Source organism: Shewanella sp. Koi 1, from assembly GCF_052907445.1.
The window spans coordinates 4,518,607-4,537,569 of record NZ_JBREJM010000001.1 but is presented as its reverse complement, the minus strand read 5'-3'; the positions used below and the strand labels follow the sequence as shown (position 1 = coordinate 4,537,569).

The 18,963-nt window shown below is 49.5% G+C and carries 20 protein-coding genes; 8 read left to right on the top strand and 12 right to left on the bottom strand.

Annotated elements, in window-relative coordinates; genetic code table 11:
• Positions 1 to 26 precede the first annotated feature (26 nt).
• Both ACUZ8J_RS19965 and ACUZ8J_RS19960 read right to left on the bottom strand, forming a co-directional pair.
• Positions 27 to 458 carry a DUF1924 domain-containing protein gene (locus ACUZ8J_RS19965; RefSeq protein WP_446694748.1) on the bottom strand — a complete coding sequence of 144 codons (432 nt, stop codon included), beginning with the start codon at positions 456 to 458 and terminating at the stop codon, positions 27 to 29.
• Positions 459 to 491: 33 nt separating this feature from the next.
• On the bottom strand, positions 492 to 1,088 hold the full coding sequence (locus tag ACUZ8J_RS19960; RefSeq protein ID WP_446694747.1) for a cytochrome b/b6 domain-containing protein: 597 nt from the start codon (positions 1,086 to 1,088) through the stop codon (positions 492 to 494).
• 206 nt (positions 1,089 to 1,294) lie between these two features.
• On the opposite strand from ACUZ8J_RS19960, the gene ACUZ8J_RS19955 reads away from it, so the two are divergent.
• Together ACUZ8J_RS19955 and ACUZ8J_RS19950 are read left to right on the top strand one after the other, a co-directional pair.
• The gene (locus ACUZ8J_RS19955) at positions 1,295 to 1,717 is read left to right on the top strand and encodes a ribosomal maturation YjgA family protein (protein WP_279774926.1); all 423 of its coding nucleotides are present in this window, start codon (positions 1,295 to 1,297) and stop codon (positions 1,715 to 1,717) included.
• Between the two features lie 28 nt (positions 1,718 to 1,745).
• On the top strand, positions 1,746 to 2,234 hold the full coding sequence (locus tag ACUZ8J_RS19950; RefSeq protein WP_374919914.1) for a hypothetical protein: 489 nt from the start codon (positions 1,746 to 1,748) through the stop codon (positions 2,232 to 2,234).
• Here ACUZ8J_RS19950 and ACUZ8J_RS19945 read toward each other — a convergent pair.
• A complete protein-coding gene (locus tag ACUZ8J_RS19945; protein WP_446694746.1) occupies positions 2,231 to 3,148 on the bottom strand; it encodes a LysR family transcriptional regulator in 918 nt (305 codons plus the stop codon). The genes ACUZ8J_RS19950 and ACUZ8J_RS19945 overlap by 4 nt on opposite strands.
• Positions 3,149 to 3,285: 137 nt before the next feature.
• Here ACUZ8J_RS19945 and ACUZ8J_RS19940 point away from each other — a divergent pair, with 137 nt between their 5' ends.
• The gene (locus ACUZ8J_RS19940) at positions 3,286 to 4,047 is read left to right on the top strand and encodes an SDR family NAD(P)-dependent oxidoreductase (protein WP_446694745.1); all 762 of its coding nucleotides are present in this window, start codon (positions 3,286 to 3,288) and stop codon (positions 4,045 to 4,047) included.
• 68 nt (positions 4,048 to 4,115) lie between these two features.
• On the opposite strand, the gene exaC is transcribed toward ACUZ8J_RS19940, so the two are convergent.
• The gene (exaC, locus tag ACUZ8J_RS19935; RefSeq protein ID WP_446694744.1) at positions 4,116 to 5,636 is read right to left on the bottom strand and encodes an acetaldehyde dehydrogenase ExaC; all 1,521 of its coding nucleotides are present in this window, start codon (positions 5,634 to 5,636) and stop codon (positions 4,116 to 4,118) included.
• A gap of 368 nt (positions 5,637 to 6,004) precedes the next feature.
• Between exaC and ACUZ8J_RS19930 the strand changes: the two genes are divergently transcribed.
• Positions 6,005 to 7,864 carry a sigma-54-dependent Fis family transcriptional regulator gene (locus ACUZ8J_RS19930; protein ID WP_446694743.1) on the top strand — a complete coding sequence of 620 codons (1,860 nt, stop codon included), beginning with the start codon at positions 6,005 to 6,007 and terminating at the stop codon, positions 7,862 to 7,864.
• A gap of 58 nt (positions 7,865 to 7,922) precedes the next feature.
• On the opposite strand, the gene ACUZ8J_RS19925 is transcribed toward ACUZ8J_RS19930, so the two are convergent.
• Together ACUZ8J_RS19925 and ACUZ8J_RS19920 are read right to left on the bottom strand one after the other, a co-directional pair.
• Positions 7,923 to 9,272, bottom strand: coding sequence for an ATP-binding protein (locus ACUZ8J_RS19925; RefSeq protein WP_089068723.1), 1,350 nt, complete (start codon positions 9,270 to 9,272; stop codon positions 7,923 to 7,925).
• A gap of 14 nt (positions 9,273 to 9,286) precedes the next feature.
• Positions 9,287 to 9,973 carry a response regulator gene (locus ACUZ8J_RS19920; protein ID WP_011621060.1) on the bottom strand — a complete coding sequence of 229 codons (687 nt, stop codon included), beginning with the start codon at positions 9,971 to 9,973 and terminating at the stop codon, positions 9,287 to 9,289.
• Between the two features lie 348 nt (positions 9,974 to 10,321).
• On the opposite strand from ACUZ8J_RS19920, the gene ACUZ8J_RS19915 reads away from it, so the two are divergent.
• From ACUZ8J_RS19915 to ACUZ8J_RS19900, 4 genes are all read left to right on the top strand, one after another.
• Positions 10,322 to 10,810, top strand: coding sequence for a Spy/CpxP family protein refolding chaperone (locus ACUZ8J_RS19915; protein WP_374919933.1), 489 nt, complete (start codon positions 10,322 to 10,324; stop codon positions 10,808 to 10,810).
• A 50-nt stretch (positions 10,811 to 10,860) separates the two neighbouring features.
• Positions 10,861 to 11,754, top strand: coding sequence for a cation efflux pump FieF (gene fieF, locus ACUZ8J_RS19910; protein WP_446694742.1), 894 nt, complete (start codon positions 10,861 to 10,863; stop codon positions 11,752 to 11,754).
• Positions 11,755 to 11,788: 34 nt separating this feature from the next.
• Complete coding sequence (locus ACUZ8J_RS19905; RefSeq protein ID WP_446694741.1) at positions 11,789 to 12,199, top strand: hypothetical protein; 411 nt, start codon at positions 11,789 to 11,791, stop codon at positions 12,197 to 12,199.
• 186 nt (positions 12,200 to 12,385) lie between these two features.
• Positions 12,386 to 12,943, top strand: a complete 558-nt coding sequence (locus ACUZ8J_RS19900) for a porin family protein (RefSeq protein ID WP_446694740.1) — start codon at positions 12,386 to 12,388, stop codon at positions 12,941 to 12,943.
• Between the two features lie 68 nt (positions 12,944 to 13,011).
• Here ACUZ8J_RS19900 and glnG read toward each other — a convergent pair whose 3' ends face one another.
• The 6 genes from glnG to ppnP all read right to left on the bottom strand — a co-directional run bounded on the left by glnG (position 13,012) and on the right by ppnP (position 18,773).
• Positions 13,012 to 14,427, bottom strand: a complete 1,416-nt coding sequence (glnG, locus tag ACUZ8J_RS19895) for a nitrogen regulation protein NR(I) (protein ID WP_088212550.1) — start codon at positions 14,425 to 14,427, stop codon at positions 13,012 to 13,014.
• Positions 14,428 to 14,464: 37 nt separating this feature from the next.
• A complete protein-coding gene (glnL, locus tag ACUZ8J_RS19890) occupies positions 14,465 to 15,511 on the bottom strand; it encodes a nitrogen regulation protein NR(II) (RefSeq protein ID WP_086903929.1) in 1,047 nt (348 codons plus the stop codon).
• A gap of 121 nt (positions 15,512 to 15,632) precedes the next feature.
• A complete protein-coding gene (locus ACUZ8J_RS19885) occupies positions 15,633 to 16,166 on the bottom strand; it encodes a DUF4124 domain-containing protein (protein ID WP_109287088.1) in 534 nt (177 codons plus the stop codon).
• A gap of 274 nt (positions 16,167 to 16,440) precedes the next feature.
• Positions 16,441 to 17,598 carry an iron-containing alcohol dehydrogenase gene (locus ACUZ8J_RS19880; RefSeq protein ID WP_446694739.1) on the bottom strand — a complete coding sequence of 386 codons (1,158 nt, stop codon included), beginning with the start codon at positions 17,596 to 17,598 and terminating at the stop codon, positions 16,441 to 16,443.
• A gap of 150 nt (positions 17,599 to 17,748) precedes the next feature.
• Complete coding sequence (locus ACUZ8J_RS19875; RefSeq protein ID WP_446694738.1) at positions 17,749 to 18,345, bottom strand: TetR/AcrR family transcriptional regulator; 597 nt, start codon at positions 18,343 to 18,345, stop codon at positions 17,749 to 17,751.
• Positions 18,346 to 18,461: 116 nt separating this feature from the next.
• Entirely contained in the window at positions 18,462 to 18,773 is a 312-nt protein-coding gene (gene ppnP / locus ACUZ8J_RS19870; RefSeq protein WP_109287091.1) for a pyrimidine/purine nucleoside phosphorylase, read from the bottom strand.
• Positions 18,774 to 18,963 lie beyond the last annotated feature (190 nt).

Sequence of the window (18,963 nt, the reverse complement as noted above, 5' to 3'; positions counted from 1 at the left end):
TACTAAAATGGATGTGGATAACGCCGTTATTGCAAACTTAGCCACAGCAGTACGTCGCCTTTTTCTTGAGGCGTGCACTCGCGTTTAAAGGTCCAGTTACAGTTGCGGGCAAACCATTTCTCAATCTTGGCCGCATCGGTTAAACGGTTGCTGGTGAGCGATGGCGCCATGGCCTCGATGGGCTTTCGTGTGTTTTGATGCATACCTGGGTCTGTCACTTTGGCGGTGTGACAGCTGGCACAGCTGCGATCCTCACTCTGCTGTAGCCACAGCGCTTGTCCTGCATCTGCGCTAAAGGGGCCTGCACCTTGTGCTTGATATTGTTGCAGTTGTAAGCCAATTCGCTCGGCACTGAGTGGCAAGCTGGCGACCTTGGTATTGGCGGCACTGGCATTAACACTGCTGAGTAGTAGCGCAGTGATTGCTAGTCCGATGCTGTGTTTATTCACGTAGTTCATTTCTGACTCCTTTGAACGGTCGAGTTACGGCGGTTATTGATGTTCATCTTGTTGGATCAGCGGGCGCTGCTTTTTACCTGTCAGCATGGCTCTGACGAGGTTTTCCTTATGCAGCAGGCTGCTGACAATCACGCCGCCGATATGGGTGACGATAAGAAACAGGCTGAAGTTGGCGAAAAACTCATGCACTTCTTTCAGTGCGCCCTCGGGCCAAGAGGCGAAAAAGCTTGTGGCTAGTGGACCTTGGCCATCGGTGGCATAAAGCGCCATACCGGAGAAGCCCGTGAACCCTATGCTGAGGATCAGGGCGACTATCATCAGCGCGCCTGCGGGATTGTGGCCGATGTAATCTTTAGCCTTGCCCGTGAAGAGTTCCTTCAGGTAAGTCCATGCGATGCTCGGACGGGTAACAAAGTTGATAAAACGCGCATGGTGAGTGCCAATCACGCCCCATAACAGGCGAAATACCAGCAGGGTTAAGATGCTGTAGCCAGCGTAACTGTGGATGTTCATCCATTCGTCTTCACCTTCGGTGAGGTAGGCTAAGGTAAAAAAGCCCACCAATGACCAGTGAAAGATACGGATCAAGGGATCCCAGACTTTGATGTTTTGCTGCATATTTGAGGACATGATCTGTTGCTCCTAAGGTGGTGTGCTTGCAGGCTACTAAAGCCAAACTTAAACGGCGCTTAAATTTTGCGGAGTGACTTGCCCGCTGTTCTGGTGAGTGAAATGGGTAAATAGGAGATAAATCCATCGAACTAAGCTTGTTAAGGTATTGGTTTTAAGATAGATTTTGCCGCTTCATCTTCGAGAGGTAAGGGAGCAACCTGTTTATGCCAGTCCATCTTTTTAGCCGTCAGCCCGATCGAAAATCTTTTTTAATTTATGCGGTGCTGCTGTTTATCATCGAAGTGTTGATCGCGCGTTTTGTGCCTTCGGGGTTTATTCGCGGTTTTGTAGGTGACGTGTTAGTGGTGATCCTGTTGTTTTGCATGGCGCGCACGCTAGTGCCCGTGGTGAATGCAAAAGGGGAGTCAATCAATCGGTTTTGGCAAACGCCATGGTTGGCGCTGGCTGTGCTGTTGTTTGCCTTCGGTATCGAATTTGGTCAGTATTGGGGCTTAGTGGACAAGCTGGGGTTGGGCGGAAATCGTTTAGCGCGAATCGTGATTGGTAGCCATTTCGACCCACTCGACTTGCTGGCGTATTTTGTGGGATACCTGATATTGATGGGTTTGTATTGGAAGCGAAATTAGCTATTTCAGGGCAAAGGAAGGATACCGCATGCAGCCGATAACAGCCTTCACACTGCGAGTGTCCGATACCGAGGCGCTCACTCAGCCTTTGTATTTCAATGAGCAAGCTACAGGGGCCAAGATTGCGGGAAGGCAGCTTGAGGCCCAGTACTGCTGCACTTTACCCAATGGCACCCAAGGCTATTTACTGCTGACCTCCTACGATTGCCCCTTTGAAGAATCGACCGAGTGCAGCCTGCTCGATGCAAATTTTAAATTAGTGGCGAGTCGCTCCCTCTCGCAGAGTTATCATTCATTTTTACTCTATGCCCATTGGCCTGTTGCGGATAATGGCTTGCGGCTGCATTACTACGATCAGTTAGTTTGGGATTTGCATATTATGCCAAGCCGTTTAGGTCGGTTCGGCGGGCCGCGTCTCGAATTTAACCCAGTAGCCACCCCTGAGTGCGATCCCCGCACGGCAAGCTCGATAGCAGAACTGTCGCAGCGGTTAGCGAATATCGAAACTGACCGTTAACGCGATACTAAAAAAGGCGTCAGTAACTCAGTTAACCAAGCCATAAATACCTGAAGGCGCTTTGAAAGATGGCGTCTATGGGGATAGAGCAAGCTCACTGGCATAGAGGGCGCAGGGTAATCTGGCAAGATCTCTATCAGTTCGCCAGTTTGGAGATATTTTGCCACCCCAATATTCGGCGCTTGAATAATTCCTAAACCCGCCAGACAGGCCGCGCTGTAGGCATCGGCATTATTGACTGTGATTAGCTTAGGTAAGGCTAGGGCGCATAATTCGTGATTATCTTGGCTTAGATACTCAAATCCTGAATCGCTGCCGCCTAATTGGCCAACGTAATGAATAAGCTTATGCCCTTGGCTAAGCTCTTCTAAACTCGATGGTTTACCGTATTTTGCGATATAGCTTGGGCTAACGCAGTTCAGCATCTTAAAGTGGCCAATCTTCTTTGCGATAACGCCTTCTTGCTGCACGCTACCAACGCGGATCACGCAGTCAAAACCTTCGGCGACGATATCGACCTTGCGGTCGGTACTGCTTAGCTCCAACTCAATTTGGGGATATTGCTCAATAAAGTCAGGAAGATGAGGAAGCACTAAGTTTCGCGCAATCCCTGTGGACATATCGACTCTTAAGCGACCGGAAACTTGCGCCGCCTGTAGCTGGAAAAGGCTTTCTAATTCTTGATAGTCGGTGAGCAAGTTTTTGCAACGCTCATAACAACTTATACCATCTTGAGTGAGGCGCACTGTGCGAGTGGTACGTTGTAGTAAACGTGCACCTAACGCGGTTTCGAACTGAGCTACGACATTCGACACATGGGTTTTCGACAGACCTAGGCTGATACTGGCTTGAGTAAAACTCTCTAATTCAGCCACCCGCATAAAAATTTGCATGGCTTGTAGTCTATCTTGCATCGCAATTGTTCTCTAATAGCTAACAGTCTTGCCATTTATAGTGTGTTTACCCCTCTTTGTGCAAGTAATAAGCTTTGTGCTGTGGAATCGCCATGCTGTGCGGCGGCATTAACATAGATGAATGAAGAGGATACACAATGAACACAACTCCCATCGCGCTGATCACCGGTGCAAGTCGTGGCTTAGGTAAAAATGCGGCCCTGACTTTAGCCGCACAAGGTGTTGATATTATTATAACTTACCAAAGTAATGCCGCTGCCGCCGCCGAGGTGGTTGCGGAAATTGAATGGCACGGACGCAAGGCTGTCGCGTTACCGTTAGATGTGGGTGATAGCCAGTCCTTTAGTGATTTTTCTCAACGCGTTAAAACCGCACTCGAACAGACTTGGCAGCGGGATAGTTTTAACTATCTAGTTAATAATGCTGGGATTGGTATCCATGTGCCCATGGCTGAAACCAGTATGGAGCAGTTCGATACTTTGATGAATATTCATGTCAAAGGACCTTTCTTCTTAACTCAGGCGTTGCTGCCTCTGCTTGCCGATAATGGCAGTATCATCAATGTCTCTACGGGGTTAACGCGCTTTGCTGTTCCGGGATTTGGTGCCTACGCCACTATGAAAGGCGCGGTCGAAACCATGACCAAATACTGGGCGAAGGAGCTTGGTCCACGCGGCATTCGCGTTAATGTGCTGGCTCCCGGTGCAATCGAAACGGACTTTGGTGGTGGTGCCGTCCGGGATAACCGACAGATGAATGAGTTTTTAGCGCAGCAAACGGCGTTGGGGCGGGTGGGATTACCCGAAGATATTGGCGGAGCAATCAGTGTCTTGTTGTCACCCGCCGCGGCGTGGATAAACGCACAACGTATCGAGGCATCTGGCGGTATGTTCTTATAGTTCAACGCGATAAAAATAAAGAAAGGGCCAGTGGCCCTTTCTTGTTATCAAGGTAAATTTCAGCTCGGTTAGAAGAACCCGAGCGGATTGATATCGTAACTCACCAATAGGTTTTTGGTGTTTTGATAGTGATTGAGCATCATCTTGTGGGTTTCACGGCCGATACCCGACTTCTTATAACCGCCAAAGGCAGCGTGGGCAGGATAGGCGTGGTAGCAGTTAATCCAAACGCGACCCGCTTGAATGCCTCGTCCTAGACGCTGGGCACGGTTCATATCCCGCGTCCATACACCCGCACCAAGGCCGTATTCGGTATCGTTGGCAATTGCCAAGGCTTCGGCCTCATCCTTGAAGGTGGTCACCGAAATAACCGGACCGAAGATTTCCTCTTGGAAAATCCGCATCTTATTATGGCCTTTCATGATCGTTGGGCTGATGTAATAGCCTTTGCTTTGCTCGCCTTCAAGTTGGCAGAGTGAGCCGCCTAAGAGCACCTGCGCGCCTTCATCTTTACCAATCGCGAGATAGCTTAAAATCTTATCGAACTGTTCTTGGGAGGCCTGTGCGCCCACTTGGGTGGCGGTATCCAGCGGGTTGCCCTGCTTGATGGTTTGCGCACGGGCGAGCACTTTTTCGATGAAGCGATCGTAAATTGACTCTTGGATTAACACCCTTGATGGGCAAGTACAGACTTCACCTTGGTTGAAGAAGGCCAGTAACATGCCTTCGACGGCCTTATCTAAATACTCGTCTTCGTGGTCCATCACATCGGCGAAATACAGGTTAGGCGATTTACCGCCGAGTTCGACGGTCGATGGGATCAGTGATTCGGCGGCACATTTTAAGATGTGGTAACCGACTTCGGTGGAGCCGGTAAAGGCCAGTTTAGCGATGCGTTTGCTGCTGGCGAGGGCTTGGCCCGCTTCGGCGCCAAAACCGTTGACGACGTTGAGGATGCCGGGCGGCAGCAAATCTTCAATCAGTTCGAGTAGTACAAGGATAGATACCGGCGTTTGCTCGGCGGGTTTGAGTACCACGCAGTTGCCTGCGGCGAGTGCAGGGGCGATTTTCCATGCCGCCATCAATAGCGGGAAGTTCCACGGAATGATTTGCCCGACGACACCTAATGGCTCTGGGAAGTGATAGCTGACGGTATTGCCATCGATGTCCGCGGCGCTGCCTTCCTGTGCTCGAATGCAGCCAGCGAAGTAACGAAAATGGTCGACAAACAGAGGCAAGTCGGCGTTGAGGGTTTCGCGTACCGCTTTGCCGTTTTCCCAAGTTTCGGCAACGGCTAAGTATTCGAGATTTTGCTCAACGCGATCGGCGATACGCAGCAGTAAATTCGCACGCTCGGTGACTGAGGTTTTGCCCCAGGCATCTTTAGCGGCGTGGGCTGCATCGAGCGCCAGTTCGATATCGCGGTAGTCGGAGCGGGGAATTTTACAGAAGTTTTGACCATTGACGGGGGAGCGATTATCGAAGTATTCGCCGTTGACTGGGGCGACCCATTTACCACCGATAAAGTTGGCGTATTTTTCTTTAAAGTTAACGATGGCACCAGCGGTTCCGGGTTGAGCATAGATCATAGTGTTTTCCTTCTGTGACTGCCGAATACGCTAAATGTGCAGCGTCTCAGCAAAGGGTCTTGTTGAAATAGGTTTTAGCACTGTTGTTATTTTTATCCTTTGCCAATCGAGTTGACTGACAAAGCTATTGATTAAGTTGCTGTTCTCTTACGCAACACTTTAGTACTGCGTACAAATGGATATCGCAAGGACAGTGCCAAACTGGCAAGAGTTGTACACTTGTTGAGCTAACAGTATGATGAAAAGCTAATTTTGCAGATCCCAAATAATAGGGCGCTCACGGAAGGAAAGGTGCCCTGTGGTCATTTTGTCATCCAACGACACACCGTGAGTGTGCCGGAATGGAACAGCGCTCGGGGAGCATGGCTATGACAGTAAAACCGCATTTCCCAACCACACAGGCATGGTTAGCTGATTCATGGCAGCGCAGCTTAGGTGCTGGTTTATCAGAGTTTCGTGCTGGTGAGGATCTCAGACTCACTCGCGCGGAGCTCAAACATAAACATGAGCAATATCAGCAGCTCATCGAATTAGTACAATCCCATGCCTTACCGCTGTTTAATCAACTGATGGCGCACTCCAATAGTCGATTATTGCTCTCCGATGCCGACGGTTATGTGCTGAAACATTGGGGGGTGAGCCGCTATTCCAGTAAGCTGGCGGATGTGGCGCTCGATATTGGGGTCAACTGGCTCGAAAAGTATAAGGGCACCAATGCAATAGGCACGGCGCTCACGGCCAAGCAGGCGGTATCAGTGGTTGGCGAGCAGCATTTTATTCGCCAAAACCGTTTTATGAGTTGCACCGCTTGCCCGATTTTTTCGCCCCAAGGCGAGATGCTCGGAGTGCTCGATATTACCAGTGAGCAGCAGCGGCATTCGCAGCAAACCTTGATGCTAGTGTCGAGTCTGGCGCAGCAGGTCGAAACGGCGCTGCTGTGTCATCTGCCCGATAGTCATTATCGAATCGATTTCGCGGCGCAGCCGAGTCTATTAAATTCCGGTTGGCAAGGCATAGTTATCGCCAGCAGTGACGGGCGAATTGTGGGCTGTAATCCCATGGCGAAACAGCTGCTGAGCCAAGCCAAGTTGGGTGACAGTTTAGATCAACACCTCGGCGACAATTGGGCGCTAGCGGGGGGCTTTCACCGCGATTCGGCGCTGCATGTGCAGACGCAAGCGCTGGCACTGAGGCAGACGAAAAGTACCAGAACCCTTCAAGACAAACCATTGAACCAATTGGTGGTCAGGTTTCGCGATCCACTGCTTGAGCGTGCTTGGCAGCAGGCGAATAAGGTGATCACTAAGCAAATCCCCCTACTGGTGCTTGGCGAAACGGGTGTCGGCAAGGAGCAATTTGTGAAAAAGCTCCACGCCCAGAGTGCCCGCCGCGCGCAGCCCTTGGTGGCGGTGAACTGCGCCGCCTTGCCTGCGGAGTTGGTTGAGTCAGAGTTATTTGGTTATCAGGCGGGGGCTTTTACCGGTGCCAATCGAACCGGTTTTATCGGTAAGATCCGCCAAGCCCACGGTGGCTTTTTGTTCCTCGATGAAATTGGTGAGATGCCGCTGGCGGCGCAGAGCCGTTTACTCCGGGTGTTACAGGAGCGTGAGGTCGTTCCCGTCGGCAGTAATCAAAGTTTTAAGGTCGATATTCAGATCATCGCCGCGACACATATGGATTTAGAATCGCTGGTGGCGCAGGGATTGTTTCGTCAGGACTTGTTTTATCGCCTAAATGGATTGCAGGTGCGGCTGCCTGCACTACGTGAGCGGCAGGATATTGAGCGCATCATCCATAAATTGCACCGCCGTCACCGCAGCAGCCCACAAACCTTGTGTACTGAGTTGTTGGCGCAGCTAATGCGTTACGATTGGCCCGGCAACCTAAGGGAGCTGGATAACCTCATGCAGGTGGCGTGTTTGATGGCTGAGGGTGAGGCCGTACTCGAGATAAATCATCTCCCCGATTACCAGGCTCAAAAGCTCATGAATCTGGCGTTTGAGCCCCAAACTTTAACTGAGGTTGTCGACGCCAAAACCACGGCGCATCCGTACGAACTGTCCGAGTCTAGCTCCACCACCATAGACTCGCTCCACGGAACCATAAATCTGAACGTGTTACAGGCTTATCGTGCCTGCGAGGGCAATGTGAGCCAGTGCGCAAAGCGTTTGGGGATTAGCCGTAATGCCTTGTATCGCAAGTTAAAACAGCTAGGGATTAAGGACTAACGGCAGTTGACTGTTGATGATATAAGCCCCGTTAACTGTGTTAGCGGGGCTTATGTTTTTAGGTCGGTAAACTGATATTGACTTCGAGGCCGTGGGGCTGACGATTCTCGGCTCTGATTTTTCCTTTATGGGCGCTAATGGCCGCTTCGGTAATGGCGAGTCCTAGGCCCCAGCCACCGCTTTCCCGCTGCCTTGCCGAATCGGGGCGATAGAAGGGTTTGAAAATCGCCTCAAGCTCAGCAGGATCAATCCCCGGACCATCGTCTTTAATGGTGATCTGTACTTGGCCGTTGGTTTGGCTCGCGCGCAGGTGGATATCGCTCTGGGCATAACGAATGGCGTTGCGCAGTAGGTTTTCTATCGCACGGGACAGGGATTTCGGATAATGGCTGAGCTCGATGGCTTCATCGATGTCGATGGTGATCTTTTTGCCCTGTTGATCGGCCTCAAACTCGGCGTCATCTAGCACTTGGCTGAGGGACTCGGCTAATCCGAGGCGCACTTTAGTTTCATTAGTGCTGAGTTTGACCCGCGATAACTCCAGCAGCTCTGCGATCAATTTTTCTAATTGCTCGGCCTCGTAGGCGATACGGTCGGTTTCAGTGGTCTGTTGGCCTTTCTTGCGTGCCAGTGCCAGTGACAATTGTAGACGGGTCAGTGGGGTACGAAGTTCATGGGAAATGTCCCCCATCAAACGTTGCTGATTCTTCACCATGGCCTCAATAGAGTCCGCCATGCTATTAAACGCGGTGGCGAGCTGACCGATTTCATCGTTACGTTGAGTGGTCGCCTTATCGACGCGGTTACTGAGATCGCCTTCGGCGAGGGCATCGGCACTTTTCTTTAGCGAGCTTAATGGCTTACCTAAATGCCATGCGAGAATGGCACACAGTAGCCCCGAGAGCACTATGGCTAAACTGAGAGTGAGCAGCTTATTTTCGATAAAGAAGAAGAACCATGGGCGAGGGTGAATATCCGGCAAGCGACCATAGAGGTAATAGGTTTCACCTTCGAGGCTAAATTGGTAGGGGCCAAACACCAACTCATCTTTAAATTGATGACTAATGGGTTGTTTTTCCTCATCTGTCATCAGCATAAAACTGCGTACGCCACGACTCACTCGGCTGGTGTTAATCACTTGGCCTTGGCTGTTCGCCAGATAGAGTCGCAGGGGTTTACCTTCCATATCGCCACGCCTTTCCCAGCGGCGCAGAAAGTCGGACTTTATCAGCTCAGGGTTGGCTTGAATTCGCTGGGCTACGGTCGCGAGCATTTTTTGCATATGGGGCGGAATAGGCGCGCGGTCGTGATTTTGCTGCAGCAAAGGTAGCAAGCCGACTAAGGCGATAATCAGCGAGCTACAGATCCAAAATCCGAGCAGTAATTTGATAAATAAACGATTAGGCACAGTTGTTCCCGCCGTTATGGTAGCCAGATATAGCCTTTGCCACGGATGGTTTTCACCCTAGGTCTGCCATCGCTGCGCTCGGGGAGCTTTTTGCGTAGATTCGACAGGTGCATATCTAGGCTGCGATCGAAGGGCATGAGTTTTTTGCCGAGCACAATTTCATTGAGCTCTTCTTTATTCATCAATTCTCCCGCATGCAGTGCCAGTGTGTGCAGCAGGGTAAACTCAGTCCCTGTGAGTATGATGAGTTGCTCATTGCAGTAAGCCTCTTGGCGTGAGGGATCTAAGCGTAAATCACCAAACTCCTGCGCCGGTGTCGCATGGATTTCTTGGGCGGTTAAGTGTGAGCGGCGAATGATGGCGCGAATACGGGCGATAAGCTCCCTGTCATTGAAGGGCTTAGGTAAATAGTCATCGGCACCGATCTCAAGCCCTACCACTCGGTCAATCTCATCGCCTCTGGCGGTGAGCATCAATACCGGTGTTTGTTTGTGTTGGCGCAGGGCGCGTAGCACTTCAAAACCGTTTAATTTAGGCAGCATCACGTCGAGTAAGATCAGATCGTAATCCCCCGCGAGGGCCAGTTCTAGGCCTTGCTTGCCATCGTAGGCGAGGGTGAGTTTAAACCCTTCGAGTTCGAGTAATTGTCCGAGAAGTTCTGATAAACCAAGATCATCATCGATTAATAATATCCGACTCATAGTGTTCCTTAATCTGGGTGAACTGGTGCGAAAGACTCAAAGCGATGTGCTAAACCACAGACGGTTTGAGTATTTTGCCTGAGTATACCTCTTTTGATGTCAATTGCTGTGTAGCAATGTAAGCCAAAGTAAAGAATAGGGAATTTGTATGCTCAAGCGGCTCTCAATACACGAGTTTCAGCATCTTAAGATTGTTTTGGGATAGTTCTTATCGCAACTTTACACTGATTTACTCAGGTCACGACCTCACTTACATAGGGTGCTTTAGACTGTAATCGTCGAAAGTGATTCGGCTTTTAAAAGGGTCGTCACTGTATACAACATAAGTTGAATATTGAGGTTAACATGATGAAAACATTATCTCCTTTAAAAGCTGGCCTATTTGCCATCTTAGCAAGCTCAGCAGTATTTGCGACGACAGTCAGTGCCGAACCAAGCCAGGGCTGCGATCATCCACGTAGTGAGTTCCACAAACACGGCGACCGTATGGGCCATGACGGTATGCACAGAATGTTTGAAGGTTTGGATTTAACCGATGCACAAAAGGCTGATATTAAGAAACTGTTCGCCGAGCAACGTGCCGCCCGCAGCGATGATAGACCAACCAAGGAAGAGCGTTTAGCGCACCGCGCCGAGATGCATGCGCTGATCACTGCGGCCAACTTTGATGAGGCGCAAGCTAAGGCATTAATGAGTGCCCAACAGGAAAAACGCCAAACTCAAGCGATTGAACGGATGAAGATGCAGAATCAAATCTACAACCTGCTAACGCCTGAGCAACAAGCAAAATTTAAAGCGCGATTTGAAGCACAAGCTGGTAAAGAACCTCGCGGTTAAGCTTGTAAGCTGATATACAATAGAGTCATAGCTTCCCGATATAGACCCCTATGACTCAAACTTCCCAATACGATTTTTGGGTCAAACTGGCTAGTCGCGCTTCCGTGGCTACCGCTTTGACCCTTATTATTATCAAGCTGTTAGCTTGGTTATATTCAGGCTCGGCCAGTATGCTGGCGTCCTTAACGGACTCCTTTGCCGATGCGCTCGCCTCGATCATCAACTTTATTGCCATTCGTTATGCTATCGTTCCTGCCGACCATGACCACAGATACGGTCACGGTAAAGCCGAGCCGTTAGCGTCGCTGGCACAATCGGCCTTTATCATGGGCTCGGCATTCCTGCTGCTGTTTTATGGCGGAGAACGCTTACTCAATCCTGCTCCCGTTGAATATGCTACCTTAGGTGTGGTGGTGTCTGTCGTTGCTATCGTGCTGACATTGGCGTTAGTGGCGTTACAAAAGCGGGCGCTGGCGGCAACCAAGAGCACTGTGGTCGAAGCCGATTCGTTGCACTACAAGTCGGATTTATTCCTCAATGGCGCCGTGTTACTCGCACTTCTTTTGTCCCAGTATGGCTGGTGGTGGGCCGATGGGGTCTTTGCTGTGCTTATCGCCTGCTACATCGGTCAACAGGCCTTTGATTTAGGTTACCGCTCTATTCAAGCGCTGCTTGACCGTGAGTTGGATGAAGAGACGCGTCAGCAAATTAAGCAAATCGCCAAGCAAGATCCTAGAGTGCAAGGGCTACATGATTTACGCACGCGCCAAGCGGGTAAAACCATCTTTATTCAATTCCATTTAGAGTTAGATGGTAACCTAAGCCTGAACGAAGCCCACAGTATCGCCGATACTACAGGGCTCAGAGTAAAAGCCGCCTTTGAAGATGCCGAGGTGATTATTCACCAAGATCCTGTGCAGGTGGAACCCAGTATAGGGGTTTAGCCCTCAATCACGAGTAACAACCAAAGGAATGGTTATGTCATGGATACAGCAGCAGGTTCATCCCTTGGCCGAACAGACTCGGCTCATCTGCCGTTATCATAAATTTTCGACCCGCTTCGAGTTGATTGCTGAACATGCCCCCGCCGCGAGCGCGGGGCCTGATTCAAAACTCCCTGAACCGTATTTAGTCAATCCTCCTACGGGCGTTTGGAGCGAGCTTATCCTGCGCCAATCTTTATATTATTGGCCGAGAACGATCTCATTCAATATCGCGCAGCGGGGCTACCGACTGCATATTTGGCCCTTGTTGATGTGGCGCAGCCGTGTTACATGCGCGCAGTCAGGAAAGGTCATGATTATTGAATGCCTTGATGAACGAAAACGCCGTTCGATAATTCGTTGGTGTTATTTTGGTATCATGAATTTATTGCGAATAGTCAGTTAATACTTATTGTTTAATATTGAGTATGTTATTTAATACTTAAGTGCATCTAGTTTGTTATTGTTTAATTTAAAGCTGAATGCTTCCTGTATAAAGCGCATTTAGTTTTTACAAACTGTCACCCTTATTATTTGTTTGTTGTAATATCCGCAGCGTTTACTACTCAAGTTAACTCATTAGGGAAATATAATGAAAAAACTATCTTTAGTTGCGGTATCTTTATTATCTGCATTAGTGGCCGGCCAAGCTTCAGCGGCTGCCGATACTACTGGTTTCTATGTGGGTGGCGCACTAAACCGCGTAGCTGTGGATGTTTTTGATGATTCAGATACTGGCACAGGTTTCGGTGTTTACGGTGGTTACAACTTCAACGAGTGGTTTGGTTTAGAAGCCAATTTATTTGCGACGGCCAATTTGGGCGACCGCGATACGGATGTCACTGCGGGCGCATTAACTTTTACGCCTAAGTTTACTCTGCAAATCAATGATATGTTCTCGGCTTATGCAAAAATTGGTGTTGCATCTATGGCTATGAATTTTGACGGTTTTGGTTTCGATGAAGATTTCACAGGCTTTGGTTGGACGTACGGCGTAGGTATTAATGCTGCCGTGACCGAGCATTTAAATGTGCGCTTTAGCTACGATGTCACCACAGGTGATTTAGATGCTGACCACAGCTATTTAAATGTGAACGATATCGACACCGATATGAAGCAACTGGCAATTGGTGTTCATTATCAGTTCTAATGATTTAGATTAAATCTAAATAATAAAAAAGGGATAGTTATATCCCTTTTTTGCTTTTTAATGGATGGTTAATCCATAGACAATTCTTTGAGTTTTCGCGTTAAGGTATTTCTTCCCCAACCTAAACGTTTTGCCGCTTCTTGTTTATGCCCTTGGGTATGGCGTAATGCAGTTTCGAGCAAAATACGCTCAAAGGCCGGCTGAACCTCAGTTAATAAATCGCTATTTCCCTCAGACAGTTTTTGGTCAATCCACTCTGTGAGTGCCGATTGCCAATCTTGGCTGCCTTTTGCCATGGGATTTATACTGGCGGGCTCTTTAAGTAACTCTGGGGGTAAATCTTGGGGCAGGATTTCTTGCCCTGAGGCCATTACCGTGAGCCAGCGACAGGTATTCTCGAGTTGTCTGACGTTCCCTGGCCAAGGCAGTTGCGATAGCTTGGCGGCGGTCTCTTTGGTGAGGATTTTTGCCTCGACACCAATCTCCTTCGCGGCGGAGGCTAAAAAGTGGGTTGCCAATTGGGGAATATCCTCACGACGTTGTGACAGCGGCGGCAAGTGGACGCGGATAACATTGAGCCGATGGAATAGGTCTTCCCTAAATCCCCCTTTGAGTACGAGTTGCTCCAGATCTTGGTGAGTAGCGGCAATAATGCGCACATCCACTTGGACGGCGCTATGGCCGCCGACGCGATAAAATTGCCCATCGGCGAGCACTCGCAGCAGGCGAGTTTGCACATCCAGCGGCATATCGCCTATTTCATCTAAAAACAGGGTGCCGCCATTGGCTTGCTCGAAGCGTCCTTGGCGCACGTTTGCCGCGCCGGTGAAGGCGCCTTTTTCATGGCCGAAGAGTTCTGATTCGATTAAGTCTTTGGGAATTGCCGCCATATTCAAGGCAATAAAGGGCTTATCCTTACGTGGGCTGTGTTTGTGCAATGCGCCTGCAACCAGCTCTTTACCTGTACCCGATTGGCCGTTGATCAGCACGCTGATTGAGGAGCGTGATAATCGGCCGATGGCGCGAAACACCTCCTGCATAGCGGGCGCTTCACCTATGATTTCGGGCGTTTTGACTTGCGTCTCCTGCGCCGCAGGTGCGGGGCTTTGCTCGGTCGCATGGGTTAAGGCGCGCTCGACTAAGGATATCGCCTCATCAATATCGAAGGGCTTGGGTAAATACTCAAATGCCCCCGCCTGATAGGCGCTGACGGCACTGTCTAAATCCGAATGTGCAGTCATGATGATGACGGGTATATGCGGGTAGTGGATTTGCAGCCTTTCTAACAGGGTTAAGCCATCGGTGCCCGGCATACGAATATCTGAGACTATGACCCGTGGCTGGGAAATCTCTAATGCTTGCCAAAGTGATTCGGCCGCGGCAAAGCTGGCTGTGCTGAGTTTCGCGCCTTGTAGCGCCTTTTCGAGCACCCAACGTATCGAACTGTCATCGTCGAGGATCCACACTTGTTCACTCATTCGCATTTTGCTTCCTCATACGGTATGTGTTGGTTTGTCTTGATTATTTGGCGCTTAAAATCGGTAACGAAATGATAAATTCGGTATGCCCAGGGCTGGATACACAATCGATTCTGCCCGAGTGTAATCTGGCAATGTTATGGGCAATCGATAGGCCGAGTCCCGAACCTTGCTCACGACTGGTGACCATGGGATAAAACAGCGTGTCCATCAGCTCTGGTGGTATACCTGGGCCATTGTCGATAATGGACAGGGTCAGCACGAGCTTGTGGCGCTGCGAACCGATAGTGACCTGATGTTGTGTGCGGGTGCGGATCAGGATTTCGCCACCAGTATGCTCAAGGGCTTGCACCGCATTTTGCAAAATATTCAGCACGGCTTGTTGCATTTGGTCGGGATCCATCTCGATATCGGGAATCGAAGGATCGTAGTCGCGTTTTAGCTGAATATTGGCGGGCAGAGCCATTTCCACCAGTTTATAAACCTTCTGCACCACTTGATGAATGTTGTGCAGGCTATGTTGGGTCGGTCGCTGCGGGCCGAGCAATCTGTCCACTAGGCTGCGCAGGCGGTCGGCCTGCTCAATGATCAGATTGGTAAATTCCTTTTGTGCCGGATCCTCTAATTCCCGCGAGAGCAATTGTGCCGCGCCACGCAGGCCACCCAGAGGATTTTTGATCTCGTGGGCCAAATTTCGCACCAGAAATTGCGCCGCCTGTTGCTGGGCATCTTGGCTGAGTTGCTGGTGGATCCGGCGTTGCTGGTCCACCTGTCTCAGTTCAAGCAGGCTCAATTGTGCTTCGTCTTCGAGCGGGATCAGCGTTAGGTCGACGGTATGATGCTGGGCATCTAAGGTCACTAAGGTCGCCGTGTTAACTGTGAGGCCTTGGCCAGCTTTCACCGCATCACTCAGTAATTGGGCATCAACGCCAAGGACTTGATAATGCTCCGGCAGGGCTTGCTCGACTAACCTATGGCTACCGACACCTAATAGTTGCTCTGCTGCGGCGTTGGCATAACAAGGCTTAAGATCCTTATCGATGACAAGTACCGCGGTGACTAAATGATTAAGCAGAGTCTCTTTATCCATCTACCGTTCCTGAAAATGGGGTTGCACCATTATGTTGCACCGATTTGGTGCATGCTGCAACTCGACTTCATCAAACGGCTAGATTGAATAAAAACGACCTAATCAATTGTTATTAAATGGTTTAATTAGATTTCGGTTGTTTTTTCGGGACTGGATTCATCGCCGCTTGATGAAGAAATATCTTTCGTGGGGAGCTAGATGCAAAGACTTTGCCGTTTTGAGTCATGGCATCGACAACAATGGTATGTTCACCTCGGTCGATGTTCTTAAGTTGGAAGATGCCGCCCACTTGAGGCTGGCCGACCGTTTGACCGTCGAGTTTTAGTGCCATCAGATACTGGCTTTTGATCTCCGGGGTGACAGTGGCCGTGACCTGAAAGTCGCCGTTATTGTCCCTCACGGTTTCCTCTTCTTCTGGGGAGGTGATGACGACTTGATACTGGATTTGCTGGATCACTTGCGAATCATCCGCGTCATTTTTTACGGGGGGCAGTGCAATTTGATTGAGGGTTTTCTCTTTTAACTCAACAACCTCGGCATTGGGATGCGGCTCATCTGAATAATGGACTTTTCCATCCTTATCGACCCATTTATACACTGTTGCCTGAGCGAACAGGCTGAGCAGCAATAAGCTGATGAGGGTGAATGCACGCATGCGAAAGTCCTTTTGCCTTGGAGATGAAGTTCTACAAGATTAGTCGTTTTTTCACCAAAAATCATGGTGTTTATTCAGCTCGGTTGCGGTTTAGTGTGGGAATAAACGCGGGGTTGATTTTATGCCTGCAACTTTGTAGCGAGCATGGTTATAGCGGCAAATATCTTGTGGAGTGAAGGTGAGAGCGGTTTGGATGTTGAGGCGCAGCCGAGTTTGCCTCTTTTAGGGGAGTGTCAACGCACCACTATGGTGCGTTGACTACAGTGACGAAAGCTTAGAGCGCCAAGGTTAAAATATCGCGGCTCATAGCGGGATCGATATTGCCATGTTCGCCTAGGGCAACCATGCCATGCTGCTCAAGCTGAGTGACGACAGCATCGACAGCTTCTTTACCTAAATCGTAGGCAGATAAGTGGGTTGCAATGCCCATGGATTCGAAGAAGGCTTGGGTTTTCGCAATCGCGGCCTCAATACGTTCATCTTCCGAGCCGGTGTTGATGTGCCACACTCTGTCAGCAAACTGCAGTAACTTCTCGCGCTTAGCGGCCTTAGTGCAGCGTAATAATGCTGGCAATACAATGGCTAAGGTGCGGGCATGGTCAATATCATATAAGGCCGTTAGCTCATGGCCGATCATGTGTGTTGCCCAGTCGTGCGGCACACCTGTCGCAATCGTGCCATTGAGTGCCATAGTCGCGACCCACATTAAGTTGGCGCGGATATCGTAATCTTCTGGCTGTGTGAGTGCCTGTGGCCCTAGTTCAATCAAAATTTGCAGCAAGCCTTCGGCGAATCTGTCCTGCACCGCCGCATTGACCGGGTAGGTGAGGTACTGCTCTGTGATATGCACAAAGGCATCGACAACGCCGTTCGCCACTTGTCTTTCTGGCAGGGTGAAGGTCTTAGTTGGGTCGAGGATTGAGAATTGCGGATAAACTAAGTCGTTACGGAACGGCAGTTTAGCTTTCAACGACTTACGGGTCACCACGCTGGCGTTGTTCATCTCTGAACCCGTCGCAGGCAAGGTTAATACCGAGCCAAATGGTATGGCTTTAGTCACATTCGCGCCCCAGTTGGTGAGGATATCCCAAGGCTCGCCTTCAAATACCGCTGCCGCCGCAACAAACTTAGTTCCATCGATCACAGAACCGCCGCCGACTGCGAGTAAAAAGTCGATGTTTAATTCACGAACTTGCTCGACAGCCTGCATCAGGGTTTCGTAGGTTGGGTTAGGTTCGATTCCCTCGAACTCGACCACGAAACGATTTCCAAGCGCTTGTTTTACTTCGGCTAAGGTGCCTGTTCTTCTGGCGCTGCTGCCGCCAAATAACACCATGACTCTAGCATCGCGAGGCACTAAGGTGTCGATTTCAGCTATGGTGTTTTTACCAAAGTGGATTCGGGTTGGGTTGTAGTAGGCGAAATTGAACATACTGCTATGTGTCCTATGGTTGGAAAATGATTTTAGTAGACCAGTCGTCTAGGTTTGTTTGGCTACTAAATGATAAATCAAGCCGAAGAGGCGATATTTCATTGTTCATTAACGGGTTGCGGATTAATTGGTGTGCCAGTGTTGCTGGCATTAACCCATGGTTTTGGTCTTTAAAATAGATTCGGTCATTGCAAGGGCGCGCTCTAAAGCGGCATGGCTGTGGCCGAGTTTATTCATCAAACTGGCACCGAGCCACATGTGATACAGCAGCTCTGCTGTTGCCTGGGCATCCTGTTCACAGATGGATTTATCGGCAATCCCCACTTGAATGCACTGGGTTAAGCGCTCAATGATGCCAGCCGACCCCTTTAAAAGCACAAGGCGCATGGCCTCAGAGAGATCCGCCACCTCAGCACTTAACTTAACGACTAGGCATTTTTGATCGACACAGCCGTCCTGCTGCACGTGCAACCACCTTTGCCAGTATTGCATTTGGCGCTCAAAGCCTGAGAGTTGAGTCTCGTTAAACAGGCAATCAAGCTCAGCTTGGTATTGCTCGAAATACCCCGCCAACAAGGCCTCACCGAATTGCTCTTTGGATTTAAAATAATGATAAAACGAGCCTTTAGGGACTTGGGCAGCCTTGAGTAATTGGGCTAAGCCTAGGCACGAAAAGCCTTGTTTGAGGATCAGTGAGTATCCAACGTCGAGAATATGCTGACGTGTCGATTGGGTTTCAGATTTCATGGCGAAGGATTATAAAGTATATTAGACCAGTCGTCTAGTGGTCTAATTTGCATCAACACAAAAGCGCTAACGATTCAGGAATGCCTAAGCTGGTTAAGCATTCCTCGGTAAGGGTCTTACAGGTAGCTACAGCAATACTCGGCTATCGCACTGTTGCGGATTTTAAAGCTGACGTTGGCCGCGAGCTCAAATTGACTGCCTTCGCTAAAGGTTTGCCAGGTTGTGTTATTTGGCAGTAACACCTCGAAACTGCCGCTGGTAACCTGCATGATTTCCCCTTGAGAGGTGGAAAACTCATATTCTCCAGGGAGGACCACGCCTAAGGTCTTTTTGCTGCCATCGCTGAAAAATACACTGCGGCTGGCTACTTTACCCTCAAAGTAAATATTGGCTTTTTTCGCGACTGAGACTTGCTCGATTAACTCCATGTTACGCTCCCATTTGTATGGATGTGAATTTGTATTCAATTTGATGTGATTTCTATTCTTTCGTCAATGTGAAAATTTTCATCGTCAACGTTATGTATCACTTAATAACGCTATTTCCATTGCCTCTTATACATTTCAAGGAAATATGCATAAAAGTGCCTGAGCAAGGTTAATGGTTATTCAATTAGCG